14 protein-coding genes are annotated in these 21,358 nt (G+C 72.2%); 7 read left to right on the forward strand and 7 right to left on the reverse strand.

The window, feature by feature from the left end:
- Positions 1-22: 22 nt before the first annotated feature.
- The 6 genes from ABZX40_RS33030 to ABZX40_RS33055 all read left to right on the forward strand — a co-directional run bounded on the left by ABZX40_RS33030 (position 23) and on the right by ABZX40_RS33055 (position 8,186).
- Positions 23-379, forward strand: a complete 357-nt coding sequence (locus tag ABZX40_RS33030; protein WP_355742925.1) for a VOC family protein — start codon at positions 23-25, stop codon at positions 377-379.
- Positions 380-495: 116 nt separating this feature from the next.
- Positions 496-2,172, forward strand: a complete 1,677-nt coding sequence (locus tag ABZX40_RS33035) for an FAD-dependent oxidoreductase (RefSeq protein ID WP_355742922.1) — start codon at positions 496-498, stop codon at positions 2,170-2,172.
- Positions 2,173-2,206: 34 nt separating this feature from the next.
- Complete coding sequence (locus ABZX40_RS33040; protein ID WP_355742919.1) at positions 2,207-3,670, forward strand: ATP-binding protein; 1,464 nt, start codon at positions 2,207-2,209, stop codon at positions 3,668-3,670.
- Positions 3,667-4,023 (forward strand): UBP-type zinc finger domain-containing protein, encoded by a 357-nt coding sequence (locus ABZX40_RS33045; protein WP_355742916.1) that lies wholly within the window; start codon positions 3,667-3,669, stop codon positions 4,021-4,023. The genes ABZX40_RS33040 and ABZX40_RS33045 overlap by 4 nt, the downstream gene beginning before the upstream one ends.
- Before the next feature lie 62 nt (positions 4,024-4,085).
- Positions 4,086-4,631 carry a hypothetical protein gene (locus ABZX40_RS33050; RefSeq protein WP_355743098.1) on the forward strand — a complete coding sequence of 182 codons (546 nt, stop codon included), beginning with the start codon at positions 4,086-4,088 and terminating at the stop codon, positions 4,629-4,631.
- A 567-nt stretch (positions 4,632-5,198) separates the two neighbouring features.
- A complete protein-coding gene (locus tag ABZX40_RS33055) occupies positions 5,199-8,186 on the forward strand; it encodes an AAA family ATPase (protein WP_355742914.1) in 2,988 nt (995 codons plus the stop codon).
- Positions 8,187-8,204: 18 nt separating this feature from the next.
- On the opposite strand, the gene ABZX40_RS33060 is transcribed toward ABZX40_RS33055, so the two are convergent.
- The 7 genes from ABZX40_RS33060 to ABZX40_RS33090 all read right to left on the reverse strand — a co-directional run bounded on the left by ABZX40_RS33060 (position 8,205) and on the right by ABZX40_RS33090 (position 18,401).
- The gene (locus tag ABZX40_RS33060) at positions 8,205-9,485 is read right to left on the reverse strand and encodes an SGNH/GDSL hydrolase family protein (RefSeq protein ID WP_355742911.1); all 1,281 of its coding nucleotides are present in this window, start codon (positions 9,483-9,485) and stop codon (positions 8,205-8,207) included.
- Positions 9,482-11,854, reverse strand: a complete 2,373-nt coding sequence (locus ABZX40_RS33065) for a glycoside hydrolase N-terminal domain-containing protein (protein ID WP_355742908.1) — start codon at positions 11,852-11,854, stop codon at positions 9,482-9,484. The genes ABZX40_RS33060 and ABZX40_RS33065 overlap by 4 nt, the downstream gene beginning before the upstream one ends.
- A gap of 77 nt (positions 11,855-11,931) precedes the next feature.
- Positions 11,932-13,749 carry a CBM35 domain-containing protein gene (locus ABZX40_RS33070; protein WP_355742905.1) on the reverse strand — a complete coding sequence of 606 codons (1,818 nt, stop codon included), beginning with the start codon at positions 13,747-13,749 and terminating at the stop codon, positions 11,932-11,934.
- 44 nt (positions 13,750-13,793) lie between these two features.
- Complete coding sequence (locus ABZX40_RS33075) at positions 13,794-14,720, reverse strand: carbohydrate ABC transporter permease (RefSeq protein WP_355742902.1); 927 nt, start codon at positions 14,718-14,720, stop codon at positions 13,794-13,796.
- A complete protein-coding gene (locus ABZX40_RS33080) occupies positions 14,717-15,628 on the reverse strand; it encodes a sugar ABC transporter permease (protein WP_355742899.1) in 912 nt (303 codons plus the stop codon). Before ABZX40_RS33080 ends, ABZX40_RS33075 begins: the two co-directional genes overlap by 4 nt.
- Positions 15,629-15,695: 67 nt before the next feature.
- Entirely contained in the window at positions 15,696-17,009 is a 1,314-nt protein-coding gene (locus ABZX40_RS33085) for an ABC transporter substrate-binding protein (protein ID WP_355742896.1), read from the reverse strand.
- Between the two features lie 15 nt (positions 17,010-17,024).
- On the reverse strand, positions 17,025-18,401 hold the full coding sequence (locus ABZX40_RS33090; protein ID WP_355742893.1) for an ROK family transcriptional regulator: 1,377 nt from the start codon (positions 18,399-18,401) through the stop codon (positions 17,025-17,027).
- Between the two features lie 178 nt (positions 18,402-18,579).
- Here ABZX40_RS33090 and ABZX40_RS33095 point away from each other — a divergent pair, with 178 nt between their 5' ends.
- On the forward strand, positions 18,580-20,703 hold the full coding sequence (locus ABZX40_RS33095) for an alpha-galactosidase (RefSeq protein ID WP_355742890.1): 2,124 nt from the start codon (positions 18,580-18,582) through the stop codon (positions 20,701-20,703).
- Positions 20,704-21,358 lie beyond the last annotated feature (655 nt).

The following is a 21,358-nucleotide window of genomic DNA, read 5'->3' on the forward strand; positions in this document are numbered from 1 at the left end:
CAGTCTTCCTTACGCTGACCTCATGACATTGCGGTGGGAGCACGTGGTGATCGACTGTGCCGACCCGGTGACTCTCGGGCGCTGGTGGGCCGAGGCGCTCGGCTGGGTGACCGTGCAGGACGAGCCGGAGGAGTACGAGATCCGGCCCGCCCCCGACACCCTGCCCGGCCTGCTCTTCGGCACCGCCCCGGAGGGCAAGGCGGTCAAGAACCGGCTGCACCTCGACTTCCGCCCGGCCGACCAGCGCGCCGAGGTGGACCGGCTGCTGGCGCTGGGCGCCCGGCCCGCGGACGTCGGGCAGACCGGTGACGAGAGCTGGGTGGTGCTCCAGGACCCGGAGGGCAACGAGTTCTGCGTGCTCAGCTCTCGGCGGAACTGACGCCCCGGCCGTACCCGCGCGAAGCGGGACGATCGAACATACGATGGGCGGGAAGCGGCGCGGGCGGACGGGATCCGCCGGGCCGCGGATACTGATCCGCTCGGGGTGGGAGAGGTATGGCACAGGCCGCCGACACGGCGCGGACCGTCATCATGACCGTCGACGACGATCCGGGGGTGTCGCGTGCCGTCGCGCGCGACCTCCGGCGGCGCTACGGCGAGTCGTACCGGATCGTCCGGGCGGAGTCCGGCGAGTCGGCCCTCGGGGCGCTGCGCGAGCTGAAGCTGCGCGGCGATCTGGTGGCCGTGATCCTCGCGGACTACCGAATGCCGCAGATGAACGGCATCGAGTTCCTGGAGCAGGCCCTGGATGTGTATCCGGGGGCCCGGCGGGTGCTGCTGACCGCGTACGCGGACACCAATGCCGCCATCGACGCGATCAATGTGGTCGATCTGGACCACTATCTGCTCAAGCCCTGGGACCCGCCGGAGGAGAAGCTCTACCCGGTCCTGGACGATCTGCTCTCCGCGTGGCGGGCCAGCGACTACAAGCCGGTGCCCAGCACCAAGGTCGTCGGCCACCGCTTCTCGGCGCCCTCCTCGGACGTCCGGGAGTTCCTGGCCCGCAACCAGGTGCCCTACCGCTGGTACTCGGCGGACGAGCCGGAGGGGCAGCGGCTGCTGGCCGCGGCGGGCGCGGACGGACGGCGGCTGCCGCTGGTGATCACCCCCGACGGGGACACGATGATCGAGCCCGAGGCGCCGGAGCTGGCCGCCCGGGTCGGGCTCGCGACGACCCCGGCGTCCGACTTCTACGACCTGGTGGTGATCGGCGGCGGCCCGGCCGGGCTGGGCGCGGCCGTGTACGGGGCGTCGGAGGGGCTGCGGACGGTGCTGGTGGAGCGGGAGGCGACCGGCGGCCAGGCCGGGCAGTCGTCCCGTATCGAGAACTACCTGGGCTTCCCCGACGGTGTGTCGGGCGCGCAGCTCACCGACCGGGCACGGCGGCAGGCCGCGAAGTTCGGCGCCGAGATCCTCACCGCGCGGGAGGTGACCGGCCTGGAGGTCAACGGCGCGGCCCGTACGGTCCGGTTCGCCGACGGTAGCGCCATCGCCGCGCACGCGGTGATCCTGGCGACCGGCGTGTCCTACCGCCAGCTCGCCGCCCCCGGACTGCCGGACCTGACCGGCTGCGGGGTGTTCTACGGCTCGGCGCTGACCGAGGCTGCGGCCTGCCAGGGGCACGACGTCTATATCGTGGGCGGCGCCAACTCGGCCGGGCAGGCGGCGATGTATCTGGCGCGGGGCGCGAAGTCGGTGACGCTGCTGGTGCGCGGCCCGGATCTGTCGGCGTCGATGTCGCACTATCTGATCCAGCAGGTCAGCGACGCGCCGAACATCTCGGTGCGCTGCAACACGGTGGTGGAGTCGGCGCACGGCGGCGAGGAGCTGGAGCAGCTGACGCTGCGCGATGTGGCGACCGGGGGCAGTGAGCTGGTCGACGCGAAGTGGCTGTTCGTGTTCATCGGCGCCGCCCCGCTGACGGACTGGCTGGCCGGGGCGGTGGAGCGCGACGGACGCGGGTTCATCCTGGCCGGGCCCGACCTCACCCCCGACGGGCGGCCCCCGGCGGGCTGGGAGCTGGACCGGCCGCCGTACCACCTGGAGACCAATATCCCGGGGGTGTTCGTGGCGGGGGACGCGCGGGCCGAGTCGGCCAAGCGGGTCGCGTCGGCGGTCGGTGAGGGGGCGATGGCCGTGATGCTCGTCCACCGGTATCTGGAGCAGTCATGAATGGGTGTGTCGTGCGTAGGTGTGGGGAGCCGTCATGAGCGGGATCTTGCAGCCGTGCAGCCCGCGGGAGATCAGTGAGCTGTTCCTGTTCGAGAAGCTCGCGCCCGAGCAGCTCGGGCGGCTCTGCGGCGAGGGGCGGGTGGAGCTGTTCGAGCCCGGCCCGGTCTACACCGAGGGCGAGCCGGCGACCTGCTTCTACGTGATGCTCGACGGCGCGGTGGTGCTGTCCCGCAAGGTCGGCGGCGACGATGTGGAGGTGGTGCGCACCTCCCAGCGCGGGGTGTACGCGGGCGCCATGCAGGCGTACATCGGCGACGAGCGGGTGCGGCAGGTCTACAACAACACCATGCGGGCGACCGAGCCGACCCGGTTCTTCGTGCTGCCCGCCGAGACCTTCGCCGAGGTGATGCGCGAGTGGTTCCCGATGGCCGTGCATCTGCTGGAGGGGCTCTTCTTCGGGTCGAAGAACAGTCAGCGGGTCATCGGGCAGCGCGAGCGGCTGCTGGCCCTTGGCTCGCTGTCCGCCGGGCTCACCCATGAGCTGAACAACCCGGCCGCGGCGGCGGTCCGGGCCACCTCCACCCTGCGCGAGCGGGTCGCCAAGATGCGGCACAAGCTCGCGGTGATCGCCGCCGGGGCGTACACGCCCGAGGCGCTCACCGGGCTGATCGAGATCCAGGAGCGCACGGCGGAGCGGGTCGCGAAGGCGCCGGTGCTGAGCCCGCTGGAGGCGGCGGACCGCGAGGACGAGATCACCGACTGGCTCGACGACCACGGCATCGAGGAGGGCTGGCGGCTGGCCCCGACGTTCGTACAGGCCGGGCTGGAGACGGACTGGCTCGACCAGGTGCAGGCGGCCGTGGTGCCGGAGATCCTCTCGGGCGCGATCGGCTGGCTGAACTACACGGTCGAGACCGAGCTGCTGATGTGCGAGATCGAGGACTCCACCAACCGCATCTCGCATCTGGTCGACGCGGCCAAGCAGTACTCGCAGCTCGACCGGGCGCCCTACCGGATGGCCGACGTCCATGAGCTGCTGGACAGCACCCTGGTGATGCTCAGCGGCAAGATCGGCCGGCGGATCAAGGTGGTCAAGGAGTACGACCGAACGCTGCCGGCGGTGCCCGCCTATCCGGCGGAGCTGAACCAGGTGTGGACCAACCTCATCGACAACGCGGTCGCGGCGATCGGCTCGGGCGGCGGGGACGGGACGCTGACCGTGCGCACCGCCAAGGACGGGGACCGGCTGCTGGTCGAGTTCCAGGACACCGGGCCCGGGGTGGCACCGGAGATCAAGGACCGGATCTTCGATCCGTTCTTCACCACCAAACCGGTCGGCGAGGGCACCGGGCTCGGTCTCGACATCTCCTGGCGGATCGTGGTCAACAAGCACCACGGGAGTCTGCTGGTGGAGTCGGTGCCCGGTGACACCCGGTTCCGGGTGCTGCTGCCGCTGACCGCCGACGAGGACGACGAGCGACCGGAGGAGTCGGGATGAGTGGGTCTGTTCCTGGAGTCGACCCGAGCGTGCCGCCCAGCGGGGACGGCTGCGTGGAGTGCGACGAGGCCGGCGGGTGGTGGTTCCATCTGCGGCGCTGCGCCCAGTGCGGGCATGTGGGGTGCTGCGACTCGTCACCCGCCCAGCACGCCACGGCCCACTTCAAGGCGACCGGGCACCCGGTGGTCCGGACGTTCGAGCCGGGCGAGGACTGGTTCTGGAGCTATGAGACGAGCGAACTGTACGAGTCGGGTCCGGAACTGGCGGCGCCGGTGAGCCACCCGGTGGGCCAGCCGGTCCCGGGGCCGGCTGGGCGGGTGCCGGAGGACTGGGTGAGGTCGCTGCATCGCTGAGGCCGGGGGGCGGCGGGCCGGTGAGGGGGGTCTAGAGGAGGGGGGTCAGGCCGGTGCGTCCGGTGCTGCTGGTGGATGTCGACGGGCCGCTGAATCCGTATGCCGCCAAGCCGCACCGGCGGCCGGAGGGGTATGGGACGCACCGGATCCTCACCCCCCGCTGGAAGGCCGCCGAGCGGCGACGGCTGGCCGAGCGGGGGATGCCGGGCCGGACGGTGAGGCCGCTGCGGGTGTGGCTGGACCCCGCGCACGGTCCGGCGCTGCGGGCGCTCCCCTTCGATCTGGTGTGGGCGACGACCTGGGAGGAAGAGGCCAACACCTATATCGGGCCGGTGTTGGGACTGCCCGAACTGCCCTTCATCGCCTGGTCCGGGCAACGCGCCGAACCCGGGGACGGGGACGGGGTGTTCTGGAAGACACCGGAGGTGGTGGCGTGGGCCCGGGGCCGCGCCTTCGCCTGGGTCGACGACGAGGTCACCGAGGCGGACCGGGAGTGGGTGCAACGGCACCATGCCGGGCCTGCGCTGCTGCACCGTGTCGATCCCCGGCGCGGGCTGACGGGTGAGGACTTCGCGGCGCTTGCAGCGTGGGCGGCGAGGGTGCGCTGAGCAGGGGCGCCCGCGTTGAGCCGAGGGACGGCGCGCGCTGAGCGGGCCCGGCCGTCACCGAACCGAGGGACGGCGCGCGCTGAGCGGGGCCCGCCCCTCACCGAACCGGCGCCGTCCCTCGCGGAACCGGGCCCGCCCGGCACCGAACCGAGGGGCGGCACGCACTGAGCAGGGCCCGCCCCTCACCGAACCGGCGCCGTCCCTCGCGGAACCGGGCCCGCCCGGCACCGAACCGAGGGGCGCCCCGCCCTGAGCAGGGCCCGCCCCTCACCGAACCGGCGCCGTCCCTCGCGAAACCGGGCCCGCCCGGCACCGAACCGAGGGGCGCCCCGCCCTGAGCAGGGCCCGCCCTTCACTGAGCCCGGACCGTCCCTCGCGAAACCGGAACCGAGGGGCGGCCCATGGCTGAACCGGGCGCACCCGTCACCCAGCCAGAAGCCACCCCTTCCAGAACCGGGCGGCGCCCCTTCGCTGAGCCGAGGCCGCCCCCCCGGCGAGACGACAGACCCGCCCCTCCCCGCACCGGCCCCCGGAAAACCCGAGGCGTTGTCAGTGGGCGGTGGCAGGATGGATCACATGGTGCATGACGGTTTCACCGGCGGACCCCTGGTCGGCAGGGGCGACGAGATCGCCCGGCTGTCGGGGGCGCTTCGGCGTGCCCGGGGCGGGGAGGGGCGGGCGGTGCTCGTCGCCGGGGACGCGGGGGTGGGCAAGACCCGGCTGCTGGAGGAGATCGCGGGGCGGGCCGCGCGGGACGGGATGACCGTCCTGACCGGGCACTGCGTGGATCTGGGGGACGTCGGTCTGCCCTATCTGCCGTTCACGGAGATCCTGGGCGCGCTGGCCGCCGACGAGCGGTTCGCCCCGGTGCTGGCCGCGCATCCGGCGGCCGAGCGCCTGCTCGGTGCCGGGGCGGCGGACGAGCCGAACGCGGCGGAGCGGTCGGGCGGCGGGCGGCTGCGGCTGTTCGAGGGGATGGCCGCGCTGCTGGCGGAGGTGGCCGAGCGGGCCCCCCTGCTGCTGGTGCTGGAGGATCTGCACTGGGCCGACCAGTCGTCGCGGGACCTGCTGCGGTTCCTGCTGAGCCGGGGTGTGCTCCAGCGGGCGGCGGGCGGCGCCCCCACCCACCGGCTGGCGCTGCTGGCGTCGTACCGGGCGGACGATCTGCACCGGCGGCATCCGCTGCGCCCGCTGCTCGCGGAGCTGGTGCGGCTGCCCTCGGTGGAGCGGCTGGAGCTGCGGCCCATGCCGGACACCGAGGTCGCCGCCCTGGTGCGGGGCCTGCGCGAGACCCCCCTGCCGGAGGCCACGGTGCGCCGGATCGTCGAGCGCGCGGAGGGCAACGCGTTCTACGCGGAGGAGCTGCTCGCGGCCACCGGCACCGGGGACGGCGGAGTGCCCACCGGTCTCGCGGACGTCCTGCTGATCCGGTTCGAGCAGCTCTCGGACACCGCGCAGCAGGTGCTGCGCACGGCGGCGGTGGCCGGTCGCCGGGTGGCGCACGCGACCTTGCGGGAGGCGGTCGGGCTGCCCGACGACGCGCTGGAGGACGCGCTGCGCGAGGCCGTCGGACGGCAGTTGCTGCTCCCCGGCGACGACGGCACCTACCGCTTCCGGCACGCGCTGGCCCGGGAGGCGGTCTACGCCGATCTGCTGCCCGGCGAGAGATCCCGGCTGCACGGCGCGTTCGCCCGGCTGCTGGCCGCCCGCGGCCCCGCGGCGGAGACGGCGGCGGAGCGCGCGCACCACTACTACGAGAGCCATGATCTGGCCGAGGCGCTCACCGCGTCGCTGGAGGCCGCCGATCACGCCCGGCGGGTGGGCGCGCCCGCCGAGGAGCTGCGGCATCTGGAGACCGCGCTGGAGCTGTGGTCGGTGGTACCTCCGGCGGCCCTTCCCGGGGGCGTCGAGCGGATCGCGCTGACCCTGCGCGCGGCGGGCGCCGCCGCCCACGCCGGGCAGGGGCACCGGGCGGTGGCCCTGAACCGCAGCGCGCTGGCCGACGTAGGGGCGGACACGGACTCGGAGCTGGCGGCGCGGGTGCGCTACGCGCTGGCCGGGACCCTGCTGCGGATCGACAGCCAGACCGCGGCGTTCGCCTACAGCAGCGAGGCGCTGGAGCTGATCCCGGCCGACCCGCCGTCACCGACGTGGGTGTGGGCGGCGGCCACGCATGTGCTGGCGGCCTGGATGACGGGCGACAGCCGTACGGCGCTGGAGGTGGGGCGGCTGGCGCTGCCGGTCGCGGAGCGGCTGGGGATCCGGGACGCCCAGGCGGATCTGCTGATCTCGCTGGTCGCGTTCGAGAGCGGCGGCCGGCGGACGCCGGAGGGCCGGGAGCGGCTCCAGGAGGCCCGGGAGCTGGCGCGTACGGCGGGCAACGCGCCGGTGGAGATGCGGGCCCTGTTCAATCTGGCGGTGGGCTGCTTCGAGGGCGGTGACCTGGAGGAGTGTCTGTCGTGGGTGGCGGAGGGGCTGGACCGGGCCCGCCGGGCGGGTCTGCTGTCCTCGCCGTACCCGCTGGAGCTGCGTTATCTCCGGTTGCTGGCGCTCTACACGCTGGGCCGGTGGGACACATGTGTGGAGGCGGCCCGTGAGGACACCGAAGTGCTGCCCGCGGCGGGCGGGTTCACGGCGGGGCCGGCGCTGTATGTGCGGCTGGCGCGCGGGGAGTCGGCGGCCGTGGAGGCGGCGGCGGAGGTCCTGATGTCGGGGCCGTTCGACTGGATGGCCCATCTGGTGGCGGCGATCGTGCTGGTCGACGCGGCGGCGCTGCGCGGTGACGCGGAGGGCGCGGTCGACCGGCTGCGGACCATGGTGCGGAAGCTGACGGACGAGGCGGGGACGCCCCCGGATGTCGCGGTCCGGCTGGTGGCGCTGGCGCTGTCCCCGGTCGCCGACCGGGCCACCGCGCTGCGGCTGAGCGGGGACACGGCCGGTGCCGCCCGCTGGGCGCGGACGGCGGAGGAGCTGGTCGAGCTGGCGCGGACGACGGCCCGGTACGGCCAGAACGGCAGCCCCCAGGGTCCGGAGGGCATGGCCTGGCTGGCCCGCGCGGAGGCCGAGCGGACGCGTACGGTCACCGGTCCCGATCCGGCGGTCTGGGAGCGGGCGGTCGCCGCGTTCGGCTTCGCCGACCGGTACGAGCGGGCCCGCTGCCGGCTGAGACTGGCGGAGGCGCTGCTGGCCGCCGGGCGGCGCGAGGAGGCGGCATCCGAGGCCCGCGCGGTCCGGGAGACGGCCGAGGAGCTGGGGGCGTCGGTGCTGCGGGAGCGGGTGGACGCGCTGATCCGGCGGGGCCGGCTGATGGACGGGGTGCCCGGCGGCCCGGCGGCGCCCTCCCCGCTGACGGCCCGCGAGCGGGATGTGCTGCGGCTGCTCACCCTGGGCCGCAGCAACCGGCAGATCGGCGAGGAGCTGTTCATCACCGGGAAGACGGCGAGTGTGCATGTGTCCAACATCCTGGCCAAGCTGGGCGCGGCGAGCCGTACGGAGGCGGTGGCCATCGCGTATCAGCGGGAGCTGATCGGCCCGGACCGCACCGCCTCCGGCTGAACACCCCTTCCGGGGGTGTCAGGAGCAGTCGAGGCTCGCCGGGTCGACCGCGTCGGCCATGGCCTGCATCCCCTTGTCATTGGGGTGGACATGGTCGCCGTTGTCGAGGAAGGGCAGCATCCGCTGCTGGTCGTAGGGGCTGCGCAGCGCCCGGTCGAAGTCGGCGACGGCGTCGAACTCACCGCTGGTGCGGATGAACGCGTTGACCTCCTGCCGTACGGCCTCACCGGCCTCGTCCCACTCGTACCAGCCCTTGTAGGGGCCGACCGTGGCGCCGACGACGCAGGTGCCCGCGGAGTGCGCCCGGTCGATGATCTCGCGGTATCCGGCGATCAGTTCGTCGGCGGTGACCCCGGTGTGGGCCTTGATGTCGTTGATGCCCTGGAAGAGGAAGACGGTCCGTACGCCCGGGTGGGAGAGCACATCGCGGTCGAGCCGGTTCAGTGCGCTGACTCCGGCGCCGTCGGCGAGGACCTTGTTGCCGGAGATGCCCTCGTTGGCGACGCCCTCGACGGTGGTGGCGGTGGAGGTGCGCAGGCGTCGGGCGAGATAGTCGGGCCAGCGGCGGTTGAGGTCGGCGGAGGACTGCCAGCCGTCGGTGATGGAGTCGCCGAGGGTGACGACAGCGCCGATGGAGGAGCTGGTCCGTACGGTGACGGCGTCCAGGTAGAACCAGGAGCCGGTCCGGGCGGACCAGTTCGCGGCGGACTCCTCGGCGGTGTGGTCGCCCTCGGTGTAGTAGGAGGTCTGCATGGCCATGCCGTGGCCGGTCAGGGGTCCGGCGGCGTCGGGGCTGTGGATGCTGATGACGAGGTCGGTCCCGGCGGGCAGTTTTCCGGGCAGCGGGTCGCTGTAGACCCACTCTCCGGCCGGGACGGTGACGGAGCGGGCGCCGTCGAAGGTCAGCGGCTTGTTGCTGCCCCGGACGAGTTCGGCGCCGTTCTTCTGCCGTCCGGCCCGGACGTGGTCGAAGGTCACCGGGCGGTCGCCGAAGGCGTTGGACAGCCGGACGCGGAGGTTGTCGCCGCCGACGCTGGTGCGGACGACGAGCCGGAAGGCACGGTCCGCGACCGCGGTGCCGACGTCCTGGGCGCTCGCCCCCCAGGTGACGACCTCGTGCCGGGCGGGCGTCCCGGCGACCGCGGCTTCGGCGACCGGGGCTTCATCGGGGGCGGCTTCGGCGACCGCAGCTTCGGCGGGGGCGGCCTCGGCGGGGGCTGCCACCGCCTGTCCGCCCGGCCCCATCAGTGCGCACAGCAGCGCGAGGGCCCCGCCCAGCGAGGCGATCCGGGCCCTCACCGGTCGAAGTCCCGCAGCGTGACGGACCGGCCGGGCGCGAGGGTGACGGTACGGGTGCGGCCCGCGAACTCGACGGTGGTGCTGCGCCCGCCCACGCTGCGGATCGTCGCCGAGGTCGGCCTGCCGTCCCGCCAGGCGAGGTCGACCACGAAGCCGCCGCGCGCGGCGACGCCGCCCAGGTGCCCGGCGGCGGCCCAGGCGGCGGGCAGGGCGGGGAGGAGTTCGAGGTGCCCTGGGCGGGAGTAGAGCAGCATCTCGGTCATGGCGGCCGGGGTGCCGAAGTTGGCGTCGATCTGGAAGATGCCCCGGCCGCGCTCCACCTCGTAGATGTCGAAGAGGTTGAGGGCGCTGCCGTTGCTGCCGCCGGTGGAGGGGCGGAGGTTGTTGACGATCAGCTGGTACGCCTTCTCGGCGTCCTTGAGGCGGGCCCAGCACAGGCTGCGCCAGGCGTTGGCCCAGCCGAAGCTGTTCATACCGCGGGCGGTGAGCTGGGCGGTGGCGCCGTCGACGATCTCCTTGGGGGTGGAGCCGTCGGGGCGGATGCGGTCGCCGGGGAAGAGGCCGACGAGGCCGGAGAGATGGCGGTGGGTGGTCTCGCCGAGGTTGTCGGGGGACATCCACTCCTGGAGCCAGCCGGTGGTGGGGCTGACCTCGGGGAGGTACAGCCGCTTGCGCAGTCCGGCGATGGTGGCGGCGTACGTGGTGTCCTTGTCGAGGAGGGCCGAGGCGGCGGCGTAGTTGCCGAACAGCGCCCAGACCAGTTCCTGGGCGTAGGTGATGCCCTTGGCGTCGAGCGGGCCGTGCTCGGGGGACCAGTCGCTGTCGGCGATCAGGACTTCCCGGGTGGTGCCGGGCAGGGTGTGGGTGAGCAGCCGGGACTCCCAGAACTCGCAGGCGCCCTTGAGCAGCGGGTGGATCTTGGCGAGGTAGGCGCGGGACTGGGTGTACTCGTAGTGCTCGTAGAGGCTGTTGCAGAGCCAGGCGTTGCCCGCCGGGTGCCACCACCAGCCGCCTCCGCCGTAGGGGTTGGTGGAGATGGCGACGGTCCAGCCGGCGATCTTGCCGGTGGAGTTGCGGTAGCGGTTGCGGGGGTCGTTGAAGAGGCGTTTCGTGGTGTCGGTCCAGGAGGGGAGCTGGGCGAGGCAGTAGTCGGTGTAGGCGTCGAAGCAGGGGGACAGTCCGGCGCGGTCGGCGAGCCAGTAGTTCATCTGGATGTTGATGTCGGTGTGGTAGTCGCCCATCCAGTCCGGGTCGTTGCCGTCCAGCCACAGGCCCTGGAGGTTGAGGGGGAGGCTGTCGCGGGAGCCGGTGATCATCAGATAGCGGCCGAAGTGGAAGTAGGCGGCCTCCAGTTCGGGGTCGGGGTCGAGGCCGGCGTGGCGGGCCTGGAGCCGCTCCCAGGTGTCCAGGGCGCGCTGGTCGGCGCTGGAGGTGCCGAGGGAGAGGTCGAGCCGGTCGAACAGGGCGCGGTAGTCGGCGATATGGGTGCGGCGCAGGGCGTCGTAGGGCGCGCCGATCGCGGCGGCGGCCTTGGTGCGGGCGAGGCGGCGGGGGTCGAGGGCGGGGTCGCGGAACCCGGCGGCGGCGTCGGGCGCGTAGTTGGTGCCCGCGCTGACCACGACGGTGAGGTCCTTGCAGCCGGAGAAGTCGATCCGGGTGCCCCGGACGGTGACCTTGCCGCCGCTCCCCCGGGCCTTGACGGCGGCTCCGTAGCGCAGTCCGTTGGCGAGGGCGCCGCCGAAGGACTCGGCGTCGGTGATGTTCTCGCCGTGGGTGCCGGTGAGGGTGATGCTGCCGGTGTAGCGTCCGCCGCCGCTCTGGGTGAAGCGCAGCACGATGGCGTCGTCGGGGTGGCTGGCGAACATCTCGCGCCGGTAGGTGACTCCGGAGCGGATGTAGGAGGCGCCGACGAGTCCTTGGGCGAGGTCCAGGGTGCGGCGGTAGGTGTGGACGGAGCCGAGGTCGTGGTCGGGGAGGTCCACGGTGAGCCGGGCGAGCAGGGTGAAGGACCCGAAGTCGGTTCGGCCGTAGGGGAATTGGCCGTCCTGGTCGAGGGTGTCGTTGAGACCGCCGGTCCACAGGGTGGCGTCGGTGAGCAGCAGGAGTTCCTTGCCGGGGTCGTTGCTCGCGAGGGCGCCGATCCGGCCGTTGCCGACGGGCAGGCCCTGTTCGATGAGGGAGCCCTCGTCGCCGGGCGACTGCCACCACAGCTGCTCGTTCGGTGACCCGGAAGGGGTGTCGGCGGTGGGGCGGTCGGGCGCGGCGGAGGCGGTGAAGACGGGCAGGGTGGCGAGGGCTGCGGTCAGGCCCACCGTGGAGGCGGCGGACAGCACGGTTCTTCTGCTCGGCCGGTTCGGGCTGGTGTGCATGGCGGCTCCGGGTGCTGTGCGTCGGGGCCGGGGGCCCGGTGGGTGCCGGGCCCCCGGGTGAGAGGGAGGGCGGTGGGCTACTTCTGGACCTCGATGCGGTCGATGTCCGGGGCGTAGCCGCCGCTGCCGCTGTCGAAGGTGATGGTGTTGGCTCCGGCCTTCAGCCTCACCGGCACATGGACCGTGTTCACGGTCCCCCAGTCGGCGGTGGCGCCGAAGGCGTGGGAGGTGGCGCCGCCGCCGTTGGCGGAGACCAGGGCGGAGCGGGCGTCGCCGCTGATGTAGGAGACCTTGATCTGATAGGTGCCGGCCCTGGCGACGGTGATGTCGTTGAAGGTGACCTTGCCGCCGCCGTAGAGGTTGCCGACCTTCTTGCCGCCGGAGCAGGCGGAGCAGTCGGCGAGGGAGGCGTTGCCGCCGAGGGTGTTGGCGGGTGACTCGGCCTCGGTGGCGGTGTGGGCGAGGGTGGTGCCGCGCGGGGTGACGGTGAAGAGGCGGGAGCCGTGGGCGGGCAGCGCCTGGGTGACCTTGTCGGTGTAGGTGCCGAGGTTCTCCTTGTTCCATACGTCCCGCACGGACGCCTTGCCGGTGAAGCCGAGGGTGGACCAGTCGGCGGTGACCTGGGCGGGGCCGTCGGCGAGGTTGAACAGGGCGACGGTGTAGCTGCCGTCGGGGTTCTGCGCGGCCCACACCTGCTGGGGGTTGGAGGCGGTCACCGGCTCGGCGGGCCGGGCGTTGTTCTGGTTGATCGCGATGACCTCGCGGTTGGTCAGCAGCGACAGACCGTAGGAGTCGAGCTTGGTGACATCGTCGCCGAGGTAGAGCGGGGACTTGGCGATGGCCCACAGGGTGGCGTAGGTCTGCCGCTCCGCCTTGTTGATGCCGTCCATCTCGCCATTACCGACATTGAGCGAGTCCAGGTCGTTCCAGCCGCCGGGACCGGCGAAGTCGGACCACTTGGGGGCGTCGTCGAAGCGGTCGTCGACCGAGTTCTCCCAGGTGACCAGGGTGTTGCAGTAGCACTCCACATCGGTGTCGATGCGCCAGCCGTTGGTGTACTTCTTCCAGTCGGCGACGTAGGCGATGTCCAGCGACCAGGAGACCTCCAGATGGATGGGCCGGCCGGAGGTGCCGATCGCCTTGTTCCAGGCGGCCACATCGGCGACGTTGTTGTACTGGTCGCCGGACTTGAAGGAGCCGGGGCCGACCCCGTCGAGCTTGAGGTAGTCGTAGCCCCAGTCGGCGAACATCCGGGCCTGCGAGTCGATGTACTTCTGCGCACAGGGCCGGTCGAAGTCGATCTTGTACGAGCTGTCCCAGCCGTTGGTGGTGCGCAGATCGTCGTAGACGATGTCGGCGGTGGTGCAGCCGGGGGCGTTGTGGATGGGGGTGGCGCCGTTGTCGTACGCCTCTTTCTGGAGGCCGACGGGGAGGTAGATGCCGGCCTTCAGGCCCTTGGAGTGGATGCGGTCGGCGACCGCCTTCATCCCGCTGGGGAAGCGTTCGGCGTCGGCCTTCTGGCGCCCGTACTGGTCGAACTGGGGGGTCCAGTCCCAGTCCATCCACCAGCCGGCGTCGATGTTGATGTACTCGTAGCCGTAGTTCTTGAGCTTCGAGGCGAGGGCGTCGGTCTGCCGGGTGATGTTCTGCTCGGTGAGGTAGCTGTAGTCGCCCTTGGGGTTGAGGCCCGGGTACTTGGACGACTGCATGCTCCAGCTGGTCCAGCCCATGAAGGGCTTGGCGGCGAGTCCGGTGGCCGCCGTGGTGGTCGTCCCGGCGGAGGTGGGCTCGGCCTGGGCGGCCGGGACGGCGGTGGTGAGTCCGGCGGCGAGGGCCAGGACGAGGACGGCTCTCAGCCTGCGTCCGGGCAGGGCGGGGTACGAGGATGACCGCATGGGTCGGGCCTCCAGGTTCGGTGCGGCGAGGGAAACGGGGCGGCTCAGCCCTTGCTGGAACCGATGGTGAGTCCGCTGATGAACTGGCGCTGGAGCGCGAAGTAGATCAGCAGTGTGGGGATCGCGGTCATCAGGGCACCGGCCGCGACCAGATTGGGGTTGGTGAAGTAGGCGCCCTGGAGATTGGCGAGCGCGGAGGTGATGGGCCGTTTGTCGCCGGTGTCGACCAGGACGAGGGGCCAGAAGAAGTCGTTGTAGATCCAGATGGATTCCAGCGTGGCCAGCGCGGCGAAGGCGGGGCGGCACAGCGGCAGCACGATCTGGAAGAACTGGCGCCAGACGGGGGCGCCGTCGACCTGGGCGGCCTCGGTGATCTCCCTCGGAATCGTCTTCATGTAGTTGCTGAGGACGAAGGTGCAGAAGCCGCACTGGTAGGCGATGTGGATGACGATGATGCCCCAGAGCGAGTCGTAGAACAGCAGCGAGTCGCTCATCCACCAGGGCAGCGGGAGATTGAGGTACAGCCGGTACAGCGGGGTGATGATCACCTGGGCGGGCAGCAGATTGCCCGCGGTGAACAGCATCAGCAGGGCGAGGTTGAAACGGAACGAGAACCGGGAGACGAAGAAGGCCACCGCGGCGGAGAACAGCAGGGTGCCGAGGACGGCGGGGACGGTGATGAGGACCGAGTTCCAGAAGAAGTGCGGCATGCCGGACTGGGTCCAGGCGTCACCGAAGTTCGTCAGGCTCAGGCCGCTGGGCCAGGAGAAGTAGCCGTTGCTGGCGGTGTCCTCGTAGGACCTGAGGGAGGTGTAGACGGCCCACACCAGCGGGACCAGCCACAGGACGGCGACGGAGCCGAGGAGGAGATGGCGGCCGAGGTTCCGCGGGGGCCGGTTGGTGCGGGGGGCCGGGGGTTGCCGGTCGCCGGAGCGGGGGCGGGAGGCGGGCCGGCCCACGGTGGCGGTCACCGGTCCTCCTTCCGGAAGGTCTGGACGAGGAAGGTGCCGATCGCGGCGAGGGAGACCAGGAGCAGGATCACGGCGAGCGCGGAGCCGTAGCCGATGTGCCCGGCCTCGCCGACGATGTTGTCGGTGATGAGCAGGGAGAGCAGTTCCATCCCGGGTTTGCTGCCGGTGCCGCCGCCGAGGACGTACACGATGTCGAAGGCGCGCAGTGACTCCATGACGGTCACCACGAGGATGATGACGTTGACGGGTTTGAGGGCCGGGAAGACGACCCGGAAGAAGGTCTGGCGGCCATTGGCCCCGTCGAGCGCGGCGGCCTCTCTGAGGGCCGGGTCGACGCTCTTCAGCCCGGCCAGGTAGAGGATCATGATGTAGCCGGTGTGCCGCCAGCCGGAGGCGATGAGGACGGCCCAGAGATTGAGGTCGGGATCGCCGAGCCAGTCGATGGTCCCGCTCGCCCCGACCGCGCCGAGCACGCTGTTGAGCAGCCCCGTGTCGGGGTTGTAGATGATCTCCCAGATGAACCCGACGACCGCCAACGACAGCACCATCGGGAGGAAGATCGCGGTCTGGTAGAACTTCGTGAACCGGATCCTCTTGTCCAGCTGGACGGCGAGGAACATCCCGAACGGGGTGGGCAGCAGTGCCGTGAACAGCAGCCAGATCACGTTGTGCTGGACGGCCGGCCAGAACGGCGGGTAGTTGGTGAAGATCTGGGTGTAGTTCTCGATGCCCGTCCAGGTGATGTCGGCCAGGTCGATGCCGTCCCAGGTGGTGAAGGACAGGGCGACCGAGGCGAGGGCGGGCAGCCAGACGAAGACGAGCAGGGCGAGCAGCGGCAGGCCGATGACGAGCGCCAGGAAGAGACGGTCGCCCCGGCTCAGCCGCCCGGGGGAGGTCGCGGAGGACACGGCGGAGCCTTTCCGGGCCCGGAGGGGGCAGGGGATTCGGAGGTGCGGGGCTGGTCGGGGTGGTGGGTCAGTCGGTGAAGAAGCGGGAGCGCTGGGACTCGATCTTCTTCAGGGTGGCGGTGCCGTCGTCGGGGTGGCCGAGCCATTCGACCAGGCCGGGCAGGACGACCGTGGAGATGAACCCGGGGTCGCTGTCCCGGTCGGCGAACTGGCTGATGTGCTGGGCGGAGCCGATGAGTTGGGCCGACTTGGTCTGGAGCGCGTGGTAGGCGTCGGTCTTGGCCTGGCTGTTGACGGCGAGGTTGCTGGGGTCGACGCCCATGTACAGCTCTTCGGCGCGGGCGCCGCCCAGGAACTCCAGGAACTTCTTGGCGCCGTCCGCGTTCTTGGGCTTTCGGCTGAGCATGAAGCCGTCGGTGGGCGCCTCGACGGCGGTGGCGCCGATGGCGCTGTCGATCTCCGGGAAGGCGAAGAAGTCGAGGTCGTCGCGGATGGCCTCGTCGGTGATCTGCTGGCCGATGAACAGGCCGATGACGGCCATGCCGGACTTCTTGTCGATCAGTGACTGGGCGGCGTCCTGCCAGGACCGGCCACCCCCGCCCGACTGGTAGTAGGGGGCCAGCTCGCGCCACAGGTCGAAGATCCGCACGGCCCGCCGGTCGGTCCAGGAGACCTGGCCGCGCATCAGCTCCATATGGAAGTCATAGCCGTTGGCGCGCAGATCGAGGTAGTCGAAGGCGCCGAGGATGGACCAGCTGTCGCCGCCGCCGTAACCGGCGGTGACCGGGGCGAGGCCGTCCTGCTTCATCTTCTTGGCGAGCGCGATGAACGCGTCCCAGGTGGTGGGGACGGTGTAGCCGCGCTCGGCGAAGACCGACTTCCGGTAGAAGACCGCCCAGGGGTAGTTGTAGAGGGGGACGAAGTAGTAGGTGCCGTCCTCGCCCCGGCTGAGCTGCTTGGCGGCGTCGCTGAAGCCGCCGCCGATCACCTCCCAGACGTCGTCGATGGGACTGGCGAGGCCCTTCTTGGCGAAGTACTGCATGCGGTACCCGGCGAACCAGGTGAAGACATCGTCCGGGGTGCCCTGGAGATAGCTGGTGATGGAGGTCTGGAAGGTGTCGTGGTCGACCGTGTTGGTCTTCACCGTCAGCCCGGAGTCGTCGGAGAACGCCTTGGTGACGGCCGCGTACGCCTTCTTCGGGGTGGCGTCGGCGCCGTTGGAGCCGAAGGTGACCGTGTCGGTGGCGGCGCCCGGACCTCCGCCGCAGGCGGTGAGGACCGGAGTGGCCAGCGCGGCGGCGGACAGACCGAACAGTCCGCCGACGACTCTGCGCCGGCCGGGGCCCTGCGCGGCCAGGGGTGTGCGGCTCTGCTGCGTCATTGGTCGCTCCTCGTGCTAGGTCGCGTGCTGGGGGCGCGGGGCAGCGCCGTCGGCACGCTGCCGGGGGGTGTCTGAACTGGTGGCCGATCGCGTCTGCGGGCCGGTGTCCGAACCGGTGCCCGATCGCTTCTGCGGGCCGGTGTCCGAACTGGTGCCCGATCGCTTCTGCGGGCCGATGTCGGACCGGGTGGCGGACCGGGTGTCGGCCCGGATGAAGCTCTGGATGGCGGTGGCGGCGGCCCCCCGCGCCCACTCCTCGAAGGGCAGCGGGCGGGTCTGGACGTCGCAGCGGGCGGCGGAGCCGAAGGCGTAGGCGGCGAAGGTGTCGCGGATCTGCTCGGCGAACAGGTCGTAGGCGGCGAGTCCCTCGCCGGAGATGATCACCCGCTCGGGTCCGAAGAGATTGGCGACGGTGGCGATGCCCCGGCCGATGGCGGTCCCGGCGTCGGCGTACACCGCGCGCACCCCGGGGTGGCCCCGGTGGGCGAGGGCGACGGCCTCGGCGGTGTCGGTGACGTTCACGCCCGTGGTCTCGCGGATCCGGGCGAGGATGGCGGTGTCGGCGGCGATGGCCTCGACACAGCCGCGGTTGCCGCAGTGGCACAGCGGCCCGGCCGGGTCGATGGCGACATGCCCGATCTCGCCCGCCACCCCGTGCGCCCCGGCGACGACCCGCCCGTGCACCACCAGTCCGCAGCCGATCCCGGCGCCGACGGTGACCACGGCGAAGTCATTGAGGCCGACCCCCGCGCCGAACCACTGCTCGGCGACGGTCAGCGCGCGGACGTCGTTCTCGACGGTGACGGGCAGTCCGGTGGTCATGGTGGCGAGTTCGGCGAGCGCCACGTCCCGCCACTCCAGGAACGGCGAGTAGCGGACGACGCCCTCGGCGCGGTCGACATCGCCGGAGAGGGCGAGTCCGAGACCGAGCACCGGGACGCCGAACCCCTCGGCCTCGGTGAGCAGTTCCCGGACGAGTTCGGCGAGGGCGGCGAGGACCGGGCCCGGCGCCGGGTCGGTGAGCGGCACATGGCGGGCGACCCGGATCCGGCAGCACAGATCGGTGAGGACGCCGATGAGTTCGTCCCCGGTGGCCTTGACCCCGACGAAGAGCGTGCGTCCGGCGTCGACCCGGACCGGGTTGGCGGGGCGGCCCAGCGCGCGGGGGGTGCCGTCGGTGTCCTCCACGAGATACCCGGCCTCGATCAGTGGCCGTACCGCCTTGGTGACCGCGGCGGCGGACAGCCCGGTGCGCTCGGCCACCGCGGAGCGGGTGAGCGGGCCGTGGGAGAGCACCGTGGTGAAGATCTGGGCGACGGCGGGTGTCTGGGCCGGGAACGCCTCGGGGGGACGGAGCGGCCCGGGAGGCCCGAGGGGAGGGGTCGACTGCATGGCCGGGAACCTAGATCCCTTATTTTCCGCTGTCAATGAAAGAAACAGGATCTGTTGAAACTGTGTCTGCTCACTGTGTCAACCATGCAATGACACTATGACACCGGCCCGTTGACAGCTGATCGAAGGTCGCGTTCTCTGGGGTTCAGCATCTGCCCAGCTTGGAACGTGAGGCCCCATGCCGCTGATCTCCCACTCGCCCGACTCCGGGGTGTGGCTGCTGACCACCCCGCGCACGTCGTACGCCCTGCGCATCGACGAGACCGGGGCGCCCGGTCATCTCGCGTGGGGGCCCCGGCTGACCCCGGCCGAGGCGGCCGGTCTCGCCGCTCCGGCCGGTCAGCCGCACAGCAGCTTCGAGGGCCGGCGCGCGGTGGGTGAGGAACTTCCCGCGGACGACGGGATCCACTACGGTCCGCCCGCCCTCCAGGTCCGCCACGCCGACGGCACCCGCGGCTTCACCTGGCTCGCGACCGGCCACGAGATCCTCACCCCGGCCCCCGGCACCGAGGAACTGGTCCTGCGCTTCCGTGACCGCCGTTACCCGCTCCAAGTGGCGCTGCACTACCGGGTGCGCGCGGACAGTGATGTCATCGAGCGGCGCACGGTGCTGCGCAACGCCGGGGCCGAGCGGGTCGAGGTGGAGCGCGCCGACTCCGCCGCCTGGACCCTGCCGCCGCTGCCCGGCTACCGGATCAGCCATGTCACCGGGCAGTGGTCGGCCGAGACCCAACTGCGCCGCGAACCGCTGCCGTACGGCGAGACGACGCTGACCAGCCGGCGCGGGGTGACCGGCCACCACGCCAACCCCTGGCTGATGGTGGACCCCGGTGACACCACCGAGGAGCACGGCCGGGTGTGGAGCGCGGCGCTCGCCTGGAGCGGCAGCTGGCGCCTCACCGCCCAGCGCACCCCCGACGACCTGGCCGGATTCAGCGGCGGCAGCGGCTACGAGGGCGTGCGGGTACCGCTCGCGCCGGGCGAGGAGCACACCACCCCGGTGTTCGCCGGGCTCTTCACCGACGGCGGCTTCGGCGAGGCCAGCCGCACCTGGCACCGCTATGTCCGCGACCATGTCCTGCCCCGGCCGGAGGAGACCGCGCCGGTCCTCTACAACTCCTGGGAGGCCACCGGCTGGGACGTCGACGAGACCAGCCAGAAGGCACTCGCCGAACGCGCCGCCGAGCTGGGCGTGGAGCTGTACGTGGTGGACGACGGCTGGTTCGGCGCCCGCCGCGACGACCGCGCCGGACTCGGCGACTGGACCCCCTCCCCCGACGGCTTCCCCACCGGCCTCGGTCCGCTCGCCGACACCGTGCACGCGCTGGGCATGAGGTTCGGCATCTGGGTCGAGCCGGAGAACGTCAACCCGGACAGCGACCTGTACCGCGCGCACCCCGACTGGGTGCTGCACGTCCCGGGCCGCGACCGCACCGAGATGCGCAACGAACTCGTCCTCAACCTGGCCCGCGACGACGTGGCCGACTGGGCGTACGGCTGGCTGACCCGCCTCGTCGGCGACCACGGCGTGGACTTCCTCAAATGGGACATGAACCGCGCCTTCGGCGAGGCGTCCTGGCCCGGCGAACCCGACGGCACGGACCGGCTGTGGACCCGCTACGTCACCCATCTGTACGGCGTCCTGGACCGCCTGCGCGCGGACCATCCGGCGCTGCTGATCGAGACGTGCGCGGGCGGTGGCGGCCGGGTCGACCTGGGCATCCTGTCCCGCACCGATCAGGCGTGGACCTCCGACAACACCGACGCCGAGGACCGCGTCGCGATCCAGCACGGCTTCGCCCAGGTCTATCCGCCGCGGGTGATGTCGGCGTGGGTGACCGACGCGCCGAACCAGCTCACCGGGCGGTCGGTGCCGCTGTCGTTCCGGTTCCATGTGGCGATGGCGGGCCTGCTGGGCATCGGCGGCGACCTGTCGGCCTGGCCGGAGACCGAACTGCGGGAGGCGGCCGGGCTGATCGCCTTCTACAAGGAGGTACGGCACCTGGTCCAGCGGGGCGACCTGCACCGCCTGCGCGGCCCGGCCCCCGAGGGCCCGACGGTGGTGCAGTACGCCGCCCCGGACGGCACCGAGACCCTGATCCTGGCCTGGCAGCGCGGCGCCCGCCATGGCGCCCCGCACCCCCCGGTACGACTCCGGGCCCTGACCCCGGGCACCCGCTACCGGGACACCGCCACCGGGGCGGTCCACCACGCGACGGTACTCATGGAGTACGGGCTGGACCTGGGGGTGGTCCGGGGGGACTGGGGGAGCCGGGCGGTACGGCTGGAGCGGGTTGAGTAGGAACGCGGCGAGCCGGAGCGGGTCGAGCCGGAGCGCGAACCGGAGCGCGAACCGGGGAGTGCCCGGGGATGGGCCGGGCGGCTGCCGGGAGGCTGGGGGCGTCGGAGGTTTCGCCGGGAGGCCGCCGGGAGACCCGGGGCGTCGGCGGCTTCGCCGGGAGGCCGGGAGACCGGGGGCGTCGGCGGTTTCCCGGCAGCCGGGGCGTCGGTGGCTTCACCCAAAGGCCGGGAGCACCGCCGCCTCCCCAGGGAATCCGGGGGCGTCGGCGGCTACGCCCGGAGACGGCGGACGGCAGCACCTTCTCCGGGAAGCCAGGGGCGCTGGCCCTTCCCTCAGAAGCCGGGGCCTCGGCGGCTTCGCCCGGAGGCCGGGGGCGTCGGCGCCTTCCCCGGGAAGCCGGGTCGTCGGCGGCTACGCCCGGAAACGGTGGACGGCAGCGCCTTCTCCGGGAGGCCGGGGACGCTGGCCCTCCGCCCAGAAGCCGAGGGCCTCGGCGGCTTCACCCAGAGGCCGAGGGCGCCGCCGCCTCCCCAGGGAAACCGGGGGCGTCGGCGGCTTCACCCGGAAACGGCGGACGGCAGCACCTTCTCCGGGAGGCCGAGGTCGTCGGAGGCTTCGCCGGGAGGCCCGCGGCACCGACACCCTCGCCCCGAAG

The organism is Streptomyces sp. NPDC004610 (genome assembly GCF_040609715.1).
Taxonomy (GTDB): Bacteria; Actinomycetota; Actinomycetes; order Streptomycetales; family Streptomycetaceae; genus Streptomyces.